14 protein-coding genes are annotated in these 20,400 nt (G+C 49.7%); 6 read left to right on the forward strand and 8 right to left on the reverse strand.

From position 1 onward, the window contains the following. Positions 1-243: 243 nt before the first annotated feature. The 6 genes from PSHG_RS27105 to PSHG_RS27115 form a co-directional block, all read right to left on the reverse strand. Positions 244-1,530: an LCP family protein gene (locus tag PSHG_RS27105; RefSeq protein WP_010272223.1), complete on the reverse strand. Its 1,287-nt coding sequence runs from the start codon at positions 1,528-1,530 to the stop codon at positions 244-246. Between the two features lie 135 nt (positions 1,531-1,665). Next, a complete protein-coding gene (locus PSHG_RS27110; RefSeq protein WP_052310059.1) occupies positions 1,666-2,547 on the reverse strand; it encodes a LacI family DNA-binding transcriptional regulator in 882 nt (293 codons plus the stop codon). Between the two features lie 8 nt (positions 2,548-2,555). Then, entirely contained in the window at positions 2,556-2,663 is a 108-nt protein-coding gene (locus PSHG_RS31970) for a LacI family DNA-binding transcriptional regulator (protein ID WP_085980204.1), read from the reverse strand. Positions 2,664-2,701: 38 nt separating this feature from the next. Further along, positions 2,702-3,118, reverse strand: coding sequence for a GtrA family protein (locus PSHG_RS09420; protein ID WP_010272225.1), 417 nt, complete (start codon positions 3,116-3,118; stop codon positions 2,702-2,704). Between the two features lie 30 nt (positions 3,119-3,148). Then, positions 3,149-4,186: a glycosyltransferase family 2 protein gene (locus PSHG_RS09425; protein WP_010272226.1), complete on the reverse strand. Its 1,038-nt coding sequence runs from the start codon at positions 4,184-4,186 to the stop codon at positions 3,149-3,151. 34 nt (positions 4,187-4,220) lie between these two features. Continuing rightward, positions 4,221-8,072, reverse strand: coding sequence for a glycosyltransferase family 39 protein (locus PSHG_RS27115; RefSeq protein ID WP_052310060.1), 3,852 nt, complete (start codon positions 8,070-8,072; stop codon positions 4,221-4,223). A 430-nt stretch (positions 8,073-8,502) separates the two neighbouring features. On the opposite strand from PSHG_RS27115, the gene PSHG_RS09435 reads away from it, so the two are divergent. The 6 genes from PSHG_RS09435 to PSHG_RS09460 all read left to right on the forward strand — a co-directional run bounded on the left by PSHG_RS09435 (position 8,503) and on the right by PSHG_RS09460 (position 17,806). After that, complete coding sequence (locus PSHG_RS09435) at positions 8,503-9,201, forward strand: ABC transporter ATP-binding protein (RefSeq protein ID WP_010272229.1); 699 nt, start codon at positions 8,503-8,505, stop codon at positions 9,199-9,201. Further along, complete coding sequence (locus PSHG_RS09440) at positions 9,161-10,237, forward strand: efflux RND transporter periplasmic adaptor subunit (RefSeq protein ID WP_010272234.1); 1,077 nt, start codon at positions 9,161-9,163, stop codon at positions 10,235-10,237. The genes PSHG_RS09435 and PSHG_RS09440 overlap by 41 nt, the downstream gene beginning before the upstream one ends. Before the next feature lie 4 nt (positions 10,238-10,241). Then, positions 10,242-13,181, forward strand: coding sequence for an ABC transporter permease (locus PSHG_RS09445; RefSeq protein WP_010272236.1), 2,940 nt, complete (start codon positions 10,242-10,244; stop codon positions 13,179-13,181). Positions 13,182-13,193: 12 nt separating this feature from the next. Continuing rightward, entirely contained in the window at positions 13,194-14,066 is an 873-nt protein-coding gene (locus tag PSHG_RS09450; RefSeq protein ID WP_026021277.1) for an ABC transporter ATP-binding protein, read from the forward strand. Continuing rightward, positions 14,066-15,541 carry an ABC transporter substrate-binding protein gene (locus tag PSHG_RS27120; RefSeq protein ID WP_010272241.1) on the forward strand — a complete coding sequence of 492 codons (1,476 nt, stop codon included), beginning with the start codon at positions 14,066-14,068 and terminating at the stop codon, positions 15,539-15,541. The genes PSHG_RS09450 and PSHG_RS27120 overlap by 1 nt, the downstream gene beginning before the upstream one ends. A gap of 90 nt (positions 15,542-15,631) precedes the next feature. After that, positions 15,632-17,806: a hypothetical protein gene (locus PSHG_RS09460; protein WP_010272243.1), complete on the forward strand. Its 2,175-nt coding sequence runs from the start codon at positions 15,632-15,634 to the stop codon at positions 17,804-17,806. A gap of 116 nt (positions 17,807-17,922) precedes the next feature. Here the strand turns inward: PSHG_RS09460 and PSHG_RS09465 are convergent, their stop codons facing one another. Together PSHG_RS09465 and PSHG_RS09470 are read right to left on the reverse strand one after the other, a co-directional pair. Further along, positions 17,923-18,120 carry a hypothetical protein gene (locus tag PSHG_RS09465; protein WP_010272246.1) on the reverse strand — a complete coding sequence of 66 codons (198 nt, stop codon included), beginning with the start codon at positions 18,118-18,120 and terminating at the stop codon, positions 17,923-17,925. Between the two features lie 1,266 nt (positions 18,121-19,386). Beyond that, on the reverse strand, positions 19,387-20,181 hold the full coding sequence (locus tag PSHG_RS09470) for a M55 family metallopeptidase (protein WP_010272248.1): 795 nt from the start codon (positions 20,179-20,181) through the stop codon (positions 19,387-19,389). Positions 20,182-20,400 lie beyond the last annotated feature (219 nt).

Consider the following 20,400-nt stretch of genomic DNA (forward strand, 5'->3'; position numbering starts at 1 on the left):
GAGGAAGTGTTGGGTGCATGGTATCCTGTTTAGCAGCAGTCGTTAGATTACACAAAAAAAATCGCCCTTTCTTGAGTTGGTGGTGTGGTAACTTCCATTCTTCAAGATTTGGCGATTTTTTGTTCCTTTTTTAAAATCCAATGAAACGGGCCGACCATCAGTAAGATTACACTGACTTTCTGAACAGCCCCAATTCGCTCCGGGCCCGCTGCAGCGGCAAATGTGTGCGGTTTTTCAGTGAAATTAACGGGAAGTACCCGACGGCCTCAGCCAATCCGGCAGATCGGAATCATTGTCCGAGTGACCGTAAGTATCGTCCGTAACCGAGCCCGGGGCCGATGGCGGTGTCACCGTTGGCGCTGATGATCCCGAAGGCTGCGGCGTAGGGGTTGGCCCGGGGTTTGTTGACCCAGGGTTAGTCGCAGGCCGTGTGGAAGGTCTTGGCGTCGCCTGTCCTGGACGGACGGTATGGCCCGGCCGTTTCGTTGCGTCAGGCGTTGGTGAAGGCCTGACCGCCCCGTCTACCCCCAGCTCTGCCTTCAGCGCATTCTGCACCGCTTCCAGCTCGCCTTCCTCCAGCACAATATAAGGACTGATCCATGTTCCCCGCAAGCTGTAATACGCTATGTTGCTGCGGTCAATATTATAATATTTGGTAATAAAGTTCCTGATTTGTGAAGATGGAATATCGGTCTTCATCTCCTCGCCGATCGATTGAATCACTTGACCGGCTTTAGAGATGCCGTTGAAGCTCAGCATTTCTTTTAATATAGCGTCAATGACCTGCTGCTGACGTATATTTCTTTCCTGGTCGGAAGACTCTGCTGTGACGACCGCACATCGGCTGCTTGATTTCCGGTAACGTACAAAATCGAGTGCTTCCTTTCCATCCAGCTTCTGCAATCCCTGCTTCAGATTAATATTGGTGCCGTCATAGTTATCGATATAACACATGTCCATATCGACGTCGATCATTAAACCGCCCAGTTCATCGACCACCTTCTTAAACCCTTCAAAATTAATGGTGACCATATAGTCAATCGGGATATCCAAATAATCAGAGAATACTTGTTTCGTCTTGGCAAAGGCGGTCTCCTGATCCTGTAAATAAAAATACGGATAGTAGTAATTTGCTTTACGATGCGGAAGCCCCTCCGGGAACATCTGCACATCCCGGGGGATCGAGACAACCGTCGCCGATTTGTCTTCCGGGTTCAATGATATAACCATAATGACGTCCGTATTCAAGCTTCCGGTTTCCTTCCGATGGTCAATCCCCAGCAGCATAATGGTCAAAGGCTTAACCTTAGCCGAGTGTTCAGGCAGTACTACCTCAGGTGTACCGACACTTTCAATTACATCTTCCACCTTATCCTTCAAATAGTTGGCGTACACAGCGGCCGCTATCAATAAAGAAACGATAATAACTCCCAACACAATAAGAATTTTTCCGTATACCGGAAGCTTTTTCTTTTGTCGTTGTCTTGTGGCTTTCGTATTAGAGTTAGCCGGGGTTTCAAGCTCTGCCATAGGTAAACCTCGTTTCCTTCTTAGTTGGCTTCTTCTTCCAAAAACAGATTAATTGTACAACCTTTTCTGTAAAAAATCGTTACAATTTCATTAAAATACAAGAAAAATATCCCTATATGTAATAGACGAAAAAAGTTATAAAAAGTTTCCTCCAGTGGAATGCCCGACCTTCAGTGTAACCTCCATCTCAATAACAGAACGGGGCACGGACTCATCGCGGATTAGATGAACCAGCAAATCCATTGCCTTTCTCCCCATACCGGCTATCGGCTGCGCAACCGTTGATAATTGGGGAAATACAAGCGGCAGCGAAACGCCGTCAAAGCCGATCAGCTTGACATCCCCGGGAACCGAAAGCCCCGCTTCATAAAGCGCTTTTAGAGCACCGACCGCCATCAGATCATTGCCGGCGAAGATAGCATCCACATCGGGGCGGCGGGCCAGCAGTTGACGTGCGGCCTGATAGCCTCCTTCAAGGTGATAGTCTCCCTGCTCCATCAGCTCAGGATCAAACAAGCCTTGGCGGCTGCATTCCTCTTTGAAGCCCGTCAGGCGATCCATGGCCGATACAACACCGTTTGGACCGCATAAATGAGCAATTTTCCGGCAGCCCAGCTCAGCCAGATGCCGGACGGCCTGAACTGCTCCGTTTTTGTTTTGCGAGATTATGGACGGGATGCCATACTTTTTCTCAAAACGGTTGTCAATGACGACAATAGGAATAGATTGCTGCAGCTCCGCGAGCTGTTCAGGGCGGGCGGTATAGGAGGCAAGCACAATGCCGTCGATTTTCTTTTGTTTAAGAATGGAGAAATAATCGGCTTCTTTGCTTCCGTCATCACCGGAATTGCACAATATTAATGTATATCCGTACTGAGTGGCCGCAAGCTCCATGCTCTTGGCAATTTCCGGGAAAAACGGGTTGAGAATATCCGGGACAATCAGCGCCACGGTGGAGGTTTGCTTGCCTGCGAGACTTCTCGCAATTTCGCTAGGCTTATAGTGCAGAGCATCCATCGCTGCTCTTACTTTTTTTCAGTCTCTATATTTACATAGCCGCTTTTATTAATAACTCTTGAAACGGTTGCTACGGATACTCCCGCCCGCTTGCTCACATCTCTAATTGTTGCCATGATTACCCTACCTTCTATCAATTGGCCCGGGGCCAACACTAATTCCTATCGGGGCGCTGGCGAAAGACCCAGAACTTCGTCCCCACAAAATTAATCACCATCGTTGCACCGACCACCAGCACCTTGGCCATTAGCGGATGCATACCAGCCCGCTCGCCTAATAAATATAGCAATAGCAAACTCAGGCCGAGAGTGACTCCGTTAACTGCCGCAAAACGGGCCATTGTGGCAATTCCGCCTGCAGCCGCCCCGGCAGAGCCGAATGTCCAATAACGGTTGAACAGGTAGCTGTTGGTCATCCCCCCGGCATAAGCGGCAACTTGAGCGATCATGTAATGCATGCCCAATGAAAAGAGCAAGGTGTAGATGAGAAAATCAACTAGAGTGTTCAACACTCCCACCATATTAAATTTGATGAGCTGAATCATGCCTGTGCGGGAAAATCTGTTTTTCATGACATAGGAATCTCCTTGCTCGTTCTGACTCTAGCGGCTATCATCCGCCTGCTTCTCCTCCGCTCTCCCGCGGCTGCCCGCGCTGCCATCCGGCATATCTGAACTTGCAGCGCGAATGCCCTCAGAGCCCGAGGCATAGCCTCTCGTTTCACGGACAATGTATAGCGGCCTGCCTTTCGATTCGTCATAGATACGTCCGATATATTCTCCTATAACTCCAAGCAGCAAAAGCACAATTCCGTTGAACAATAAATTGATGGCCACAATTGATGTCCAGCCCGGCTCGGTCAGATCCGTAAACAGCCGTTGATACAGCACGATCAGCAAATAGATAAAGCTGGACAGCGACACAAAAAATCCTATATACGTAGCTATACGCAAAGGCTTGTACGAGAACGAGGTAATCGCATCCAAAGCAAAGCGGATCATTTTTTTTAGCGGGTACTTCGTTTCTCCGGCAAATCTTTCTTCCCGGACATACTCCACCGAGGACTGCCTAAAGCCTACCCAGCTTACCATTCCGCGGATAAACCGGTTCTTTTCCTTCAGCGTTCCCATCACATCGCATACCTTGCGGTCAATCAAGCGGAAGTCGCCGGTATCTACGGGAATATCGACGCTGGTCAAGCTTCTTAGCAAACGGTAAAACAGCTTAGCCGTAATTTTCTTGAAGGGGGTTTCGCCCTTTCTCTTCAGCCGTTTGCCATATATAACATCATCGCCCTGCTTCCATTTGCGAATCATCTCCGGGATCATCTCCGGCGGGTCCTGCAGATCTGCATCAATGACGATGATAGCCCGGCCTTGAGCATAGTCCATCCCTGCGCTGATCGCCACCTGATGCCCAAAATTACGGGAGAAATCTATTATTTTCACACGAGGGTCCCGGTCGCTGATCTCACTGATGATAGCTAAAGTGCGGTCTCGGCTGCCATCATTGACAAACACAAGCTCATACTCCTCCCCGACACCGTCCATAACCTGCTTGAGCCGGTCGTAGCTTGCGGAGATCACTTCTTCTTCATTAAACATAGGGACCACAACCGAATATACCGGTGGTTTTAGCATAAAAACCTCCTGAAGCCGGTTGCCAGTCAACCGCCTAGCTATAGAAATGCCATGACTGGAACCATTTTAATAAACTAGCATAAGTCTTGCTGATTGTCATTCCCGACAGGATCGGGTAGAACCAGGCAAATAAAGCTATACAAATTCCAACATAACCGTAAACTGCATAGTTTAACCGTGGGTTCGCCTCCATGCCGCGCTTAAACCAATAAGTCAAGACCAGAATAATAAAAGGAACCATGGCAAAATAATGATAAATGAATGTCAGCCGCGGAACAAGCATCCAGGGGATATACTGGGAGGCAAAGCCGACAACGACAACGAGCATTCCTTTGGAACGCCCCTTTACCAGCCATGCCGCCGTCACCAGTGCGGCCAATGTCCCCGGCCACCAGATAGCCGGATTGCCCATAGACACTATGCTCGATACCTGGTCTGCAGGCAGCAGAGACTGTCCTGAATAAAACCAGATCGGGCGTGCAATGAACGGCCATTCCCACCAGGGGGAGCCGAATGCATGGGTAGCGACCAGGCCGCTGTGGTAGCTAAACATATCAAGCTGATATTGAACGAGCTTGGCCACGCTCACTTCCTGTCCCGGAACGAGCATGATCGGCAGGAAGGATAGTGCGTAGACCGCTACCGGGATGACGACAAAGAATAGACTGCACCACGCCATAGTCGCCCAGGCGTAGCCCGGAAAGCGGGACACCTTGTGACGCAGATCAGCTTCTATAGCAGGCTGGCCCGCCAGTTCCCCGCTGGCCAGCGCGAGCTTCGCCTGATCGTATTCTCTATAACGTTCATATAGTGAGAGGAAGAACAGGAAGGCAAGCCCCACCCCTCCGTAAATGACTATCCATTTGCTGGCAGCGCCGATTCCGAATAGCAGCCCGGACCAGAACAGCGGGATGAGTGTCCGCCTCAGGCCGTCCTGATAAAAATTGAGCGTATAATAGCGATACATGAAGTAATACATGAGCATGATGAAGAAAACACCATATACGTCGATCGTTGCGATCCGGGTTTGGGCAAAGTGCATAAAATCGCTGGCCAGCAGAATCGCCGCTATCGCTCCATATACGGGCTTGCCCAGCATTCTGCGGGCAAACACATAGATAACCGGAATCATCGCAATACCGAACAACGTCCCGACAATTCTCCAGCCAAACGGATTCATTCCGAACAAATAAACGCCTGCGGCAATAAGCTCCTTGCCTAGCGGAGGATGGGTATTCTCGTAAGGCTTGACCCCATCCAAATGCTCATAAGCGGCCCGTGCATGATAGATTTCGTCAAAATAAGTGCTGTGCATAAATGTAGGATGATAGACTGCAGTATGCTGTTCATCGAACAATGCTTTGGCCGCTTCTTCCGAAGCTCCGCCAAAGGCTGTGACAAGCGCCACTGGTATCGGTTCCTCGGAACCCTCGGTAAAGAAAGCCATTTCCTTTAACTCGAACCCTTTACGCACTGCCGTTACCCTCACGTAACGGGCATCCTGCGGCTCGCTCAAGGTGTTCCATTTGAACACCCGCGTATAGTCTAATTCCAGAGTTTGCGTTTCTCCCCATTGCTCGTTATCGGGCGAATACTCCAGCGTCACCGTGCCGCTGCCAATTCCGCTGAATACGTGCGTTCTATCGATCGGGTAAGCTTCACCCAGATCGATCACCACGCCTTCGCTCGAAGCAAGCGGCTTCCAGCCGGATTCCGGAGCCCGGAATGAGCCCAGCTGATAAAGCGCGACAACAGCGTAGATGAGCGTAATAAGCGATACAAGAAGCCAATCTTTCCTGCTGAAGAACTTGCCGGTTCTCGATGCACGCTTGGCTTCAACAGCCGCCGCATTTTCCCCCGAAAAAGCAGGCTTGGGTCCGCGGATGGGATGATGGTTGCCGCGAATAAAAATATCCCAGGCCGTCCAAATGAGATAGACCCATAGAAGGACATTTGCCAAGGAGGTCAGCAAAAGCAGGCCGTCCAGCCGGCTAACAGCGTACATATGCTCAAAACCGTGCAAAAGAACATAGCACACATTTACAAACTGGGTAATGCTAAAGCCGACAAACAGCTGCAGCAGCCTGCGATCCCGGGTAGAAATAAATGCCATCAAGGCAAGCATAAGGGCCGGGAACAAATACCGCTCATGCATCTTGACCCCCATCACAAATACGGTGGCGATCAGCACCAGGGCGAGAACGAAATAATTAGCCTGTACCCCTGGCTTGCGGCGGAAAAACAGCCAGCTCGTAAAAGCTGTTACGCCAATAATAAACAGCCAGCCCCACGTCTGGTAGGACACACCGAACAGAAGCGCCGTCTGCGCTTTCCAGTTAGCCCCCGTCAGTGCAAAAAAATTAAATGCATTCAAGGTCGCATAGGGATAGGATTGCAAAGTTTCTTTATACAGGTTAAGTATCCAATTCCATTCCTGGTGGACGGTAAAGGGAATAATGCCGGCGATAAATACAAGCAGGCCGACAGCAAGCGAGGAAGCGGCGGTTTTCCAGCTGCGCGAAGCATATAGCGCAAACAGGTACACCGGCGCAAAAATGAGCGCCTGCGGTTTGATTAGCAGCGCCACCGCTAAAATTGCCGAAGCTCCCAGCATGTACCGGCGGTTTTGCGCATTGGCCCGGCTGCTCCTTCCTCTGCCTGCGCTTGAGCTCTCACCGCCGTGGCTTGCGCGGCTTGCCAACAGGATGCCGCTGACTAAAAACAGGGTGAAGAAGGAATCCACCTGTCCCCAGGCTGCCGAATTGACAATGATGGCGGGATTGAACGAATAGAGCAAACTGAGAGCCAATGCGGTATAACCGCTCATTCGGCGTTTGGCCGCCGCGTAGATGATAGCCGCGCATACCAGGTCGGCGGCAATGGATGGCATTTTGAGAATCACAGCAAACGCCCGCGAGCCGCTGGCCAGATCGAACCAGGTCTGCAGCTTGCCGAGCACGAACAATATGTAGATGTAGCCTGGCGGATAGTCGACAAAAGAAGCACTGCTGTAGAACATGCCGATGCCTTCCGCAGCAGCCATTCTGGCCCAAGCCGCAAAGGTAGCCATGTCACCCGGATGACCTATCATATCCGCTGCCAGCAGCAGACGGATTAGCAGGGAGGCGGCGAGCGAAAACAGAAACCATTCCTTGTCATTGCCGCCACTCTGCTTGCGGACAAGAGGAAGAAATTCTCTCTGAATCCTCCACAAATATAAAGCTGCGAACAAGAGGAAGAACGCCAAGGAATAAAGCAGCGGCGGCACGAGGGATACCTTCGAGGAAGGCGAATCCGCATCGGCATCCGTGGCAACCGACGGCTCCGTCTCAAAGGATGCTGCTGCAGGCGGAGCCTCCTCCAGCTTCACTAGCGAGACATCCTCAAAGTAAGCCTTGCCTTGATTAAGGCTGCCGTAGCCGCCTAGTCGCAAAGCTGCCTTCAGCTCCGTCTGTTCGCTCCCCGTTTTGCCGACGAGCTCCACATATGTCCATTCTCCCCCGGTGTCATGATAATGCTCGGACATGGCCAGCGTGCCCAATATCGAAATATTAGCTCCCGTATACTCGGGATTAGCGCCCGCAACCTTCAGCCATGCAGAAAAACGATAATAGCTGTCTGGTTCCACAGCCACCTTCTGTACCCACTTGGCATCATTAGCCACACGATTCTCAATCATTAATGAGGTGCTTCCGCTCCTCGTTTCCTCCGTGCTGTCGGTGAATCGGGACGCCTCTTGCCCCGTAATCCAGCTATCTGCCGTCCAATGCTCGGTATTCTTCTCAAAATCGGCATTGAGCAGCAAATTCACCGGCGCTGCGGAAGCCAAGCTAAAAGCCGCCACACCCAGCAGGATAACAACAATTCCGATTATCGTTATATACAATCTGAACCCTTTAATTGGACTCACCCATTCCATAGCATGCTGTGTTCATTATGCCAAATTACAATAGTTTAAGATAGTCTGTTTTTTTGTTTCCAGCAAGCTTTGCAGCTGCCCGGGCCGTTCAATATTCCGGGCAAGAATGGAAAATTTCTCGCTGCCCTCTGCAATCGGCACCAATTTTTAAATTTAGCTAGAAAATTTTATCGCAACTATGAAACTTTTAACTTTTTAAACTCGTCATTATAAGTGTAATGTTTGGCAATTTCCTTCCATAGAACTACCTTCCTTTTAACAACATTAACGTTTCAGAGCGTTTGTAACTGAAATGTTACCCAATCTTTAGGAAGACAGATTAGCATGTCCTGGAAGCCAGACACTGGTTGAAAGCAGCAACTAGCATTTATACGCACGACAAAAAAGGAGGTTAGGAATGACAGAAACCGTCGCACCCGCAAAGCCCCTGCTCTCCGTAAAAGCGGTACATAGGCACTTTCAAACAGCCGGCCGCAAGCTGCATGTGTTGAAAGGCATCGACCTTGAGCTTGAGCCGGAGAAGCTGATAATGCTTAAAGGGCGGTCCGGTTCAGGCAAAACCACTCTGCTGAATTTGATTGGTGGACTCGACCAGCCTGACCAGGGCGAAATTTATTTTCGCGGCAATCCCTTCCACAAGATGCGTGATGAGAAAAGAACCGAGATTCGCCGTAAGGAAATCGGTTTTATCTTTCAGTCGTTCGCTCTTATGCCGCTTCTATCGGCTCGGGAAAATGTGGAGCTCGCTATGAGAATGGCTGGCACCCCCCGCTCCCAATGGAAGGAACGGGCGCTTTACTGCCTCGATTTGGTGGGCTTAAGCCGACGTATTAACCATCGCCCGTTCGAGCTTTCCGGGGGGGAGCAGCAGCGCGTAGCCATCGCCAAAGCGATTGCCCATCGGCCTAATCTGATTCTCGCTGACGAACCTACTGCGGAACTGGATTCACAGATGGGGGCTCAAGTCATGGCGGTGTTCCGCAAGATTATAGAAACTGAAAAAATAACAATCTGTATGACTACTCACGATCCCACAATTATGGAGGTTGCCGATCATGTTTTCGAAATGGTGGATGGCCGGTTCATCCAGCCGTAAGTTCGGCTGGACCTCGATTCTGGCTTCCCTGCTTTGTGTAATGCTTCTTGCTGCCGGATGCTCCTTGCTCCCGCAAGAGGATGAGGAGGAAGAACTCCCTATTATTAATCCGCCTAAGCTTTCCGCCAAGCCGGAATACGAGGTGAAGACCGGCGTTTTAGAAAAAACCGTTAGAGGAACCGGGAAAATGATGTCAGCCAAGGAAGAAGAGCTGTATTTTACAGTAGATGGCAAGCGCATCAAAGAAATTTATGTCAGCAGCGGCGACTCGGTAGAAGCCGGCCAGCTCATTGCCGAACTCGATGTGTCCGAACTGGAGAGCCAGCTCCGCCAGAAAAGGCTGCAGCTGCGCAGCGAGGAAATAGCCCTTATTGAAATTTTAAGAGACACTACGGACAAAACCTCGGACGAAATTGAGCAGGCCAAAATCAACTATGAGCTGTCCCGCGAAGAGATTAGCGAATTGGAGCAAACCATCTCCAAATCGAAGCTCACGGCACCGTTCTCCGGAACGATCGCCGGCTTGTATATGAAAAAGGGCGATGCTTCCAAAGAATACGAAACGGTAGCTGTTCTCGCGGACATGTCTTCATTGGCGGTTGCCGTATCCCTCAGCGCGGATGACCTGAAAAAGGTCGCCATCGGCATGGAAGCCCGTGTTGATATCAACGGCGCCGGACAGCATAAAGGCACTTTGCTGCAGCTTCCGAACCCTTCCTCGCCAGACGGGAATACCGGCACCGGCGGACAACAGCAGGATTCGCTTGATAATTACGTCCTAATTCAGTTGGAGGCCATGCCGGAGAATGTGCATCGCGGCACCCAGCTTGGGGCAACGTTTATTATCGAAAGACGGGAAAATGTAACGCTGATTCCATTGTCCACCTTGCGGACCATTACCGGAAGGAGCTATGTCCAGGTCGTAGACCCTGATGGCACCAAGCGAGAAGTGGATGTTGAAGTCGGTCAGCAAACACCCACGGAAGTTGAAATTGTTAAAGGATTGACTCCTGGGCAGAAAGTTGTAGGTCGATAACATCATGCCTATGCTGAGATTTTTATTCCGTAAAATGTGGAATACCCGCTGGTTGACGCTAAGCACGTTCGTCGGCTTAATTGTCGCCGTTGCTTTTACAACCAGTATTCCTATGTATGCTGACGGTGCACTAAAAAGAGTTATCGCATCCTCGCTGCAGCAAGAAACACAGAACGGCTGGCCTCCAGGCTCCTTAATGATTCGCTATCAGGTTGTCGGCTCGGAACGGGTGGATTTGGAAGACTACAACGAAGTCAACCAATACATACAGCAGCAAATTCCCGCGGATATCGGGTTTCCCGTAGAGAGCTTCGTCAGAAGCCAGTCTATCCGCAGCACTTCCGTCACTCCAGCAGACCCTAGCAAGGTGGATCCGAGTCAGCGGAGACAGATGACTCTAACTTCGCTCAGCAACCTCCCCGATCATATTGAAATAACGGGAGGAAATGTTTTTTCCAGTCAACCGCAAGACGGTCAATTGGAAGCACTAATGTATGAAGAGGCTCTCTTCCGCAATGATCTTCGTGTAGGAGACATTATTAAGTACCCGGTAGCCGGAGGCAATGGAATACCACCTTTGGAAATCAAGATTGTCGGTTCATTCCAGCCGTCAGAAACAAGCCCGTCCTACTGGTACCAGGGAATGGAAGGCTTTCTGAATACACTGCTAATCGATGAAGCTGTATTTAACAGCGAGCTTGTCAACCGCAACGTGCCGCTTAGTATGGCTAACTGGTACTATGCCTTTGATTTGAGAGAAATTCAAACTAGCCAGATTCCTGTTCTGGAAAGAATGCTTGACCGGCTGGAGATTAACCTGTACCAGCTGCTCAAAGATACTAGAGTCGATGTATCCTTTCAGGATTTACTAGCTGAATTTAAACGGCAAAGCACCCAGCTGCAGTTTCTGCTGTTCACCTTGGCCGCGCCCATGATTGCGATGGTATTCTATTACATCGTCATGAATTCACGGCAGGCACTGGACAGACAGCGCAATGATATTGCCGTCCTGCGTTCCCGCGGAGCAAGCACCGGTCAGATTGTCCGGATATTCTTGCTTGAAGGTTTCCTGCTTGGCGGCGTCGCCTTAATTACCGGCACCATGCTCGGCTGGTTTATGGCTAAGAGCATAGGCTCAAGCAGCGGATTTTTAACCTTCGTGGACCGCAAATCAGTACCTGTCGGATTCAGCATGGAGATGTGGCTTTACGGTCTGGCAGCCATCTTGATCGCCATTGCAGCTAGTCTTATTCCCGCGATCACCTATGCGCGCGCGTCGATCGTGACCCACAAGCAAAGCATCGCCCGCTCAGACCGCAAGCCTGTCTGGCAGCGGTGGTTTCTCGATATCGCCCTGCTGGGTGTAGTCGGGTATGGCTGGTATCTGTTCCAGCAAAGACAATTTTTGAGCATGCAGACCGGATTGACTACCGATCAATTGCAAGTTCAGCCTTTGTTGTTCTTTGTCCCGGCAATAGCCATCTTTTCATTCGGACTGTTCTTTTTACGGGTTTTCCCTTGGCTGCTCCGGCTCATCGGCTGGATTGCCAAGCGCTTCTTATCGGTATCATCCTATTTGACGCTAACGCAGCTATCCCGATCGTCAGCATCCTACTATCCTTTGATGCTGCTGCTGATGCTCACGCTGGGGCTTGGTGTTTACAACTCCTCCGCAGCGCGAACTATCGACCTGAACTCTACAGAGCGCACACTTTATGAGTACGGGACTGATGTTATTATCCAGACAGCCTGGGACAACGTCAGCGATGATCTGCCCACCAACCCCAACCCTCCTGGAGGAGGCGGTGGACAGCCTGGCGGGCAACCGGGCGGACAGCCCGGCGGCGGCGGGCAACCAGGTGGAAATCCTGGTGGGCCTGGCGGGCCTGGCGGGCCTGGAGGGCCTGGAGGAAGCCCTGGAGATACCGGGCCTAGAAATACCCGCTATATTGAGCCGCCTTTCGAATTCTACCGTGAACTCGAAGGTGTCGAGCATGCGGCCAGAGTCATGCAGACCCGGGCCAGCGCTACAGTATCGGGACGTACAGCAGGCCAGGGCACGGTTGTCGGCATCGACAACGACCAGTTCTATCACGTGGCCTGGTTCCGCGATGATCTGGTCCCCGGCGCAGCAAAGTTTCACCAATATTTAAACCAATTAGGCCTATTTGAACAAGCAGTTTTAATTCCGACTAATTTTGCAGAGCGGTACCAGCTGTCTGTCGGCGATATCCTGACGCTATCCATACAGCAGCAGGCCATTGATTTCGTAATCGTGGGGATCCTGCCTTATTGGCCGGCCCAATATCCGGAGGAAACACCTTTCTTTATCACTAACCTGGAATTTATTTATGATCAGGCAGCCGTTCTCCCCTATGAAGTATGGCTGAAGATGGAGGATGGAGCCCGGGTCACCCCGCTGCTGGAGGAATTGGCCGCACGCAATATGGAAGTGGCATCAGTTAAGGACGTCCGCAATGAGTTAATTTCGCAAGGACGCCATCCGTCACGCGGAGGAGTGTTCGGGATTTTGAGCTTGGGCTTTCTTGTCTCTGTCCTCATATCCCTGATCGGGTATTTGCTGTTCTGGTTCTTCAATCTGTCCAGTCGGGTAGTCCAGTTCGGTGTGCTCAGAGCGATGGGCTTAAAACGCCGCCAACTGACCTTTATGCTGCTGATGGAGCAGATCTTTACTGCCGGGTTGGCCATTGTTCTGGGTGTCGGAATCGGGAAAGCAACCAGCTACTTGTTCCTGCCCTTCCTTCAAACAGCGGAGAGTGTCCAGACCCAGGTTCCGCCGTTCCGTGTCGTTTTTGAAGCAAGGGATACGAACCAGCTGTATATTGTAGTAGCATTCATGATGCTTACCGGCGCGGCTCTGCTGCTGGTTCACATTCGCAGATTGAAAGTTCATCAAGCTGTCAAAATGGGAGAGGAGCGATAATCGGACATGAATATGATTCATTGTGAAGGCTTGGTCAAAATCTTCAAATCCGATAATTTGGAAGTTGTCGCTCTTCAAGGCCTGAACATTGAAGTCAAAAATGGAGAAATGATGGCCATTATTGGCAACAGTGGAAGCGGAAAGTCGACTTTGCTGAACATTCTGGGCGGCCTCGACCGCCCCTCTGCCGGCCAAGTCCGGGTTGGCGAGTGGGATTTGCTGAAGATTACGGACAAACAGCTTGTTCAGTACAAAAGAAAGACGGTTGGCTTCGTGTGGCAGAACAATGCCCGCAATTTGCTGCCCTTTCTAACCGCACTGGAAAATGTGGAAACACCGATGATGCTCGAAGGCAAAGTCGATCGCGCTTATGCCCTGCAGCTGCTGGAATGGGTCGGGTTGAAGGAGCGTGTTCACAACAAACTGTCCCAGCTCTCCGGGGGGGAACAGCAAAGGGTCGCCATAGCCATTTCCTTGGCTAACCGCCCCTCCCTGCTGTTGGCCGATGAGCCGACCGGCTCCGTCGACTCCGCCACCTCGGACCAGATCATGGATACGTTTCGCAGGCTGAACCGAGAGCTCGGGGTCACGATTGTGATTGTCACCCACGATCTGTCCCTGGCCAGCAAGGTGGATCGTGTTGTAGCTATCCGCGATGGCCTGACCAGCACAGAGTTCGTCAGACGCAATCCCAACCTGGATGAGGCCGCCAGCTTCAACCTGAACCAAGTCCATGAGGAATATGTCGTCCTGGATCGGGCAGGGAGATTGCAAATTCCACGTAACTTCTTGGAAGCCTTGAACATTGACGGCAAGGCCAGCATGGAGTTCGATGGAGAAAAAATTTTAATCAAGCCACCTAATTCATTGGAGGGGAACAAATAATGGTCAATAAAAATAGAAAAATATGGCCGGCAGCACTTTCCTTATCTCTGCTCGTGCCCGCATTGAGCGCCTGCAGCTTTGGTGCCGCGCCCAGCGAACCCGAACCGACTACCCTGCGGATCGGAATGACGAATTCATGGTATGACGAGAACTATTTCAGGCAGGAATACACGGAACTGTTCGAACTGCAAAACAAGCATGTTACGATCGAGTTCGTCCCTGTAGAAGGAAACAATTATTACAGCGATGAGCCCCAAGAGTATAAGGATCCGGTGGATCTTATGAAAGAAATGATGCAAGGGCCAAACCCTCCTGATGTAGTCATGTTCACCCATGATCAGTTTCCTATGCTGGTAGAGGAAAACTTGCTGTCCCCGCTCGATCCGTTTATTAGCAGAGACAACTTTAAAGTGGATGATATTGTTCCTGCAGTAATAGATAGTATTAAGAGTGTCGGAAACAATCAGATTTACGCCCTTTCTCCTACTTTCTATTCATCGGCGCTTATTTATAACAAAGGCATGTTTGATGACAGAGGCGTCTCTTATCCGGAAGACAATATGACCTGGAACGAAGTGTTTGATCTGGCCAGAAGAGTATCGCCAGGAGACGGAAGCAAATTCGGGTTTAACTTCTCCAGCTACAACCACGGAGAATTGTATTATACTATGCAAAATTACTCCTCCATGCTGAGATTGCGTACTTTTAGCGAGGACGGGGAGCAAATGACCGTCAATACCGATAAATGGGAAGAAGTGTGGAGTACGGTTATCAACCTGGCCAATGAGAAGGTCATTCCGAATATGACGTGGGAAGACATGGAGAAAATGGAGTACCGCGGGCCGTTCAGCTATAACGACTTCCTGTCCAATCGCTTGGCGATGTCCATTATTTCGTTCAGCGAAATTCGTGAAATTACCAATGCCAACAAAAACGCAGAACAGTATCCGGATTACACTCCAATTGACTGGGATCTGGTGACCTTGCCGGAAAGCGATACGTCCGGCACGAATCAATTTGGCTTGCAGATGCTGATGGCCGTCAATGCCAATGCCGCTAATCCGGAAGTCGCTTGGGACTATATTTCGTTTATGAACGGCGAGGACTGGGCCAGACTGAAGTCCCGCAGTTCCTATAATCTGATCTCCAACAAAAATTACACCGCAAGCAGCGTAGGCGATGAATATAACATTGGAGCTTTTTACAATATTACTCCTAGCTTTGCCGATTATACCGAAGATTACAGCATTTACGAGAAATACCCTAATATCTACGAAGTGATGTATATGGGTCAAGAGCATTTTAACAATGCCAAAGACGGAAATATCGGGGTTCGCGAAGCCCTGCAGAAATGGGAGCAGGAAGGCAACGAAGCGCTGCTTAGAATGAGAGAAAACCCGGAAGAGTTCGTGCCGCCAGGAATGGGCGGCGGGGTTGAAGTTATCGAATCCACCGATGCCGCTGTTTCAAATTAACACCCTCAGGAACAATTAATTGAATAAATAATCAACTGCAACGAAATGCGAATTGAATTCAAAGAAATGAATTTGGAGAGGAGTCTCAACATGGATAACCGCTGGAAACAATCACTGGCTGCTCTAAGCTTAGCCGCAGTCCTCGCATCAGGAACCGTGGCTCCCGCATTAGTATACGCAGACGGCGCTCCGGCTGCCGCCGCCACCGAAGAAGTGCTCAACCCTCTCCCCCCGATCGGCTCTGTGTCGATCGGGGGAAACAGCACGATCGAAGTATCCCGTGTCGTGCTGTCTCCCGTTGAGGATGGCAATGTCGCCACCTTTACCTTGACCGTTCATAACAAAGGGGCGACAGAACTGCAGTTTATCGATTATTGGGTACGTCTGCATGGTCCGGGCGGCACTCAATTCCCAGTAGGACTGATTCCTGAAGATAAACTAAAAAACCGCATTCCCGCTTACAGCAGCGTTGATTTTCGGTTTTCCGCCAGGGTCGGCAAGGATACCAAGCTTACAGATCTCAGCTTCAATTTGATCCGCTGGGACTTCACCGTGCCCAACTTTGAACGCCAGTTAGGCAGTGTAAAGGTTCCCGACAATTATAATCTGTACACGCCGGTAGGCAAGAAGAGAATGGCTATATTTAATAACGAGCCTGTAAAAACCGGCATCAAGCGAATTGCCGTAAGCAAGAACGACACCGATTATATGCCTACCATTTATTTTGAAATGGAAAACTCGGGTACACGCGCAGCCAAGCTGCCAGAAATGCAGTTCAGCCTTAGAACGTCCGAGGGGCTGGAATACCCGCTTACCGCATCCGGGCTGGAGAAGGATATGCTGCTTAATCCGCGAGTCGTTAAAGAGGTTCCACTGACTGGAACACTGCCTGTCTCCGTTGGTGAAACGGGATGGCAATTGGTGGTAACCCACACCTCGGAAGTAGGGGATGGACTTACGGTCAGAATTCCGGTAGCTTCCTTCCAGCTTCCACAGGCAACAACCGAGGATGTGTCACTTGGTCAAGACTATGAGTTCTCTACTCCTGCCGGTACGTACACAGCCGAATTAGAGTCGCTCAAACGGCTTCCATGGGAAGACGAGGATTTGCTGACGGGAAGAATCATCATTAAAAATAAAGGAAAAACATCTCTTCCCGTTCCGAATCTGGCGGGCTACTTCAAGCTCGATGACGCCGTCGATGTTGAAGCCCGAGTCGTGCGCACCGATAAGATTTTAAGCTTAAGACCGGGACAGGAGGTTGCTGTTCAATATATTTCCAAAGTCCCGTATACGTATGATTTCTCAGAGATCAAGCTGTACATGCAGGAAAGCCGGGAAGGCGCCAAGGAAGGCGAAACTCCATCCGCCCAAAAGGTAGACCTGCTGCAATTTGTTCATAATTCCGATATGATGATCGTTCCTGCTGTCGGCAGCGGTCAGCCGCAATCGATTAATGATGTTGGACGTCAAGCCCAATATGCGGTCAAGGAAATTCATACGTACGCCGGTAAAACCGGGGATGTACTGGTTACCTTGCTCGAAGTGGAAAACAAAGAAAAGCGGTTTACGGAATTGTCTAAGTTGGTTGCCCACTTTGTTTCTCCTGAAGGAACCGTGCTGCCTACCGAAATTAGTGAGGTTAAGAGCAAGGTTGGCCCTAATGGAAAAGTTCTTCTTCATGTGTCGGGAATTATTCCTGAAGGTCTCAAGGCTAACGATTTGCAGCTGTTCATCGGACAGGGAGTCATTGAAAACCGCTTGGTCGAACAGGACGAGGCTGCCGATGCTTACGTTCAACCATTGGCCTTCGCGCTTCCTTATGAACATACCGAGCCGCAAATGGATCTGAAGGATATCAAGATGTATCCATATACCGTATCCTTAAGCAACATCGGGACAACCCTGAACTTCAATAGCGGAGAGGTTAAGCTCAGCTTTGATTACTTGTTTGAAAAAGATTTGATGGTGCTGACCAACACGGAGAATCATAAAGTCGTCTTTGAATTGGTAGACAAATCAGGGACAACCTCCTTCTCCCAAGAATTTGGTTTAGGCAGTGAAGATACCCCTGAACAAGGAGAAGGAACAAGCAATCTGCAGCTCGGCAGCCATAGTCTCTCGATCACCAAGAATGATCCTGAGCTGGTGTACCGCCTGGATTCCTTGAACGATTTTACGTTGAATGTTTATTACCAGATCCAGCCTGGACAGCGTAAGCTGCTAGCTTCTCGTGAATTCGAATGGTTCAAACTGCATGACTAAACCGGACATACCCTGAATCAAAAAATGAACTGAAGGGGCTGTCCAATAAGTCCCCAAAATAAAAAGTTGGGCGGAAAAACATAATGTTTTCCGTCCAACTTCTTTTTGTCATGTTTTTATAAGAAAGTAGCGAGGCGGATGCCTGCTACTTTCAGTAGGTTGTGGGCTAATGCCACAATCCCAAACTCAACGTGAACCTTGTCCAGGTATTTGGCGATCCCCGCAATGAGCTTGCGGATCATCGTTTCGAACAACTTGTCCATGAACGTTTTCATGCGTACGCCGCGAAAATGCATCTCCAGATCCAGAATCATCGAAAACGGGGCGTCCAGCAGTCAGTCAACGCTGACTTCCAGGACAGCCCCAATTCGCCTCGGGACCCGCTGTAGCGGCGATTGTATGCGGTTTTTCTGTGAAAATAAAACGCCCCGCATGATGAGCAATTTCGGGTAATCGCACCTCGATAATATGATTTGGAGCTTGTACGATATTTCGTTTAAAACACTGTCTGCTGTTGGCTGGCAGCTCCTTAATAGCTTAAAGCCCCGCATTTGTACGATTTGTACGATTTGTACGATTTGTCATACAAATCTCGGGCAATCGCCCTTCAATCCCTGCATTTGTACGATTTGTCATACAAATCTTGGGTAATTGCCCTTCAAACCCCTGTATTTGTATGACGTTTCATACAAATCTCCGGTATTCGCCCGTCAACCCCATGCATTTGTACGACATTTCGTATAAAACGCAGGCAACAAGCCCGCGCAGCCCGCGAACCCCGCCAACCTTGCTATTTTCATGCTGGAGTTGTGCCTGAGAATTCAATGGCATGACTGTTCTCGCATACATTTCGCATACACTTTTGCATACATTTCGCATACAATTCGCCTCAGGCCCCGCTACCGCTGCAGCGAATGTATGCGGTTTCTCGCATACATTTCGCGTACAATTCGCCTCGGGCCAGTAGCCTCGGGGCCGCTGCATGGGGGGTGTTTATTCTAGCTATCGGGCCGAACGACTACTTTTCGGGACAGCCCCTTCTATTTTGCAACCAGCTTTCTATCCTATTCTCACTCGAACAAAGGAGGCCGTTTCGCTTCACCAGAATCCTTTCATCCTTTATCCTGAGTTCTTTCCTTATCCGAAACGTTCTTTTCTCTAGTTTAACTGGCTCAAAACTTAAACTAGTGGTTGACAACAAGGGAGGAAAGCACTACGGGGAATGAGGGGACCTCCAATCGCTGTTAGCATATGCTCCCGAAGTACGCTTTCTTCCAGAAAGCGTTGACCCCAGATTTCTTAATCATAGCCGCCTCAGCGGTTGGAATCCGGTGACAAAGGCGAACGCTTCCACGCTCCCGAAGTTGCTTTCTTTCCTTCGGAAAGCTTGGACTCCCTCTTCCCCTCCGCTTCTGCTATCTTATACTGTCAACCTCTAATTATTAGAGTGAGCCGGTTAACTTTATACAGATTCTACTAGGCATAATTATTAATTATATGTAAAATAGTTAACATAGACCGTCAAGGGAATTAAAGTTACACATGCCTGGACAGCCTCGCGGCCAATCGATCCGCTTTTCTCATAATCCTCTACTAAGCAGAGAAAGCAAGTCCTGATCTTTATAAAGTATTCGGCAGCCATCCAAACGAATACTATGTGTACCATCAACCTTCCGGCTATCAGCAAGATCGGTTGTCATCAGATCCACCATTAATTCATAAGGGCCTTCCAGCTTTAAAGGCTTACATTGGGGCCGCTGGGAAAGGGCTGTCCCGATGCTCTGCTTTAATTCTTCCCTCACCAGCTTAGGAGATTTAATCAGCGCTGCGTGACGGTTCAACGCCTCTTTCGTTGCATAAGTGGTTACTTCCCCTAGGCATTGCTTGGCTTCCCGGCACGTGGCATCATCACCGGTCACAAGCAGGACGGGGACATTGTGCAAACCAAACAACAGCGCATCAAGCGTAATTTCTCCTACGGGCTTTCCATTAAGTTCAATATTCCTGTAGGACAGCGAACTCATGGTGTGATCCCTCACAGCTTGCCCGGTACCTGCCATAGCATGGTAACCGAGCAGGATAGCTCCGTCAAAGCCGCTGTCCAGCCCGGGAAAACGGCGAGCGACGGGCGTAGCCCCCATACAATACACCGCACCCGGATGAAGCAATTCGGGAATGAAATTAAATCCGCTCCCATGGGCATCCTTAATGATGATCTTTTTCGCTCCTTGTTCCACCAAAGCTTCAACAACGGCATTGACTTCAGCGGTTAAGAGATGTCTCGCTTCGTTATACAGAGCTTCTCCTTTACTCAGCTGCTCTCTTAGAACAACACCGGCTATCCCTTCCATATCAACACTTACATAAATATTCACTTGCCCTTCACCTCGCTCAATAGTCTTATTGTGTAAGTATAGTAAAAATTGATGTAATTTTCCTTACATTTTCTTACAATTTATCTTGACGTTTCAGCAGCAAGGAATTACGATATAACAAGGATTTTTCACAAACTGGTTTATTCTTTGGATTAATAAAAGCAAAGGTTGTTTTTTAATATATTTATTAAAGTTTGCTGAGAAGTAACCATAAGGATC

The organism is Paenibacillus senegalensis JC66 (assembly GCF_000285515.1).
GTDB lineage: Bacteria > Bacillota > Bacilli > Paenibacillales > NBRC-103111 > Paenibacillus_L > Paenibacillus_L senegalensis.

Coding starts and splice junctions, on each gene's coding strand:
- PSHG_RS27105 (WP_010272223.1), bottom strand. CDS start 1,530: ATGGCAGAGCTTGAAACCCCGGCTAACTCTAATACGAAAGCCACAAGA.
- PSHG_RS27110 (WP_052310059.1), bottom strand. CDS start 2,547: ATGGATGCTCTGCACTATAAGCCTAGCGAAATTGCGAGAAGTCTCGCA.
- PSHG_RS31970 (WP_085980204.1), bottom strand. CDS start 2,663: ATGGCAACAATTAGAGATGTGAGCAAGCGGGCGGGAGTATCCGTAGCA.
- PSHG_RS09420 (WP_010272225.1), bottom strand. CDS start 3,118: ATGAAAAACAGATTTTCCCGCACAGGCATGATTCAGCTCATCAAATTT.
- PSHG_RS09425 (WP_010272226.1), bottom strand. CDS start 4,186: ATGCTAAAACCACCGGTATATTCGGTTGTGGTCCCTATGTTTAATGAA.
- PSHG_RS09435 (WP_010272229.1), top strand. CDS start 8,503: ATGACAGAAACCGTCGCACCCGCAAAGCCCCTGCTCTCCGTAAAAGCG.
- PSHG_RS09440 (WP_010272234.1), top strand. CDS start 9,161: ATGTTTTCGAAATGGTGGATGGCCGGTTCATCCAGCCGTAAGTTCGGC.
- PSHG_RS09445 (WP_010272236.1), top strand. CDS start 10,242: ATGCCTATGCTGAGATTTTTATTCCGTAAAATGTGGAATACCCGCTGG.
- PSHG_RS09450 (WP_026021277.1), top strand. CDS start 13,194: ATGATTCATTGTGAAGGCTTGGTCAAAATCTTCAAATCCGATAATTTG.
- PSHG_RS27120 (WP_010272241.1), top strand. CDS start 14,066: ATGGTCAATAAAAATAGAAAAATATGGCCGGCAGCACTTTCCTTATCT.
- PSHG_RS09460 (WP_010272243.1), top strand. CDS start 15,632: ATGGATAACCGCTGGAAACAATCACTGGCTGCTCTAAGCTTAGCCGCA.
- PSHG_RS09465 (WP_010272246.1), bottom strand. CDS start 18,120: ATGATTCTGGATCTGGAGATGCATTTTCGCGGCGTACGCATGAAAACG.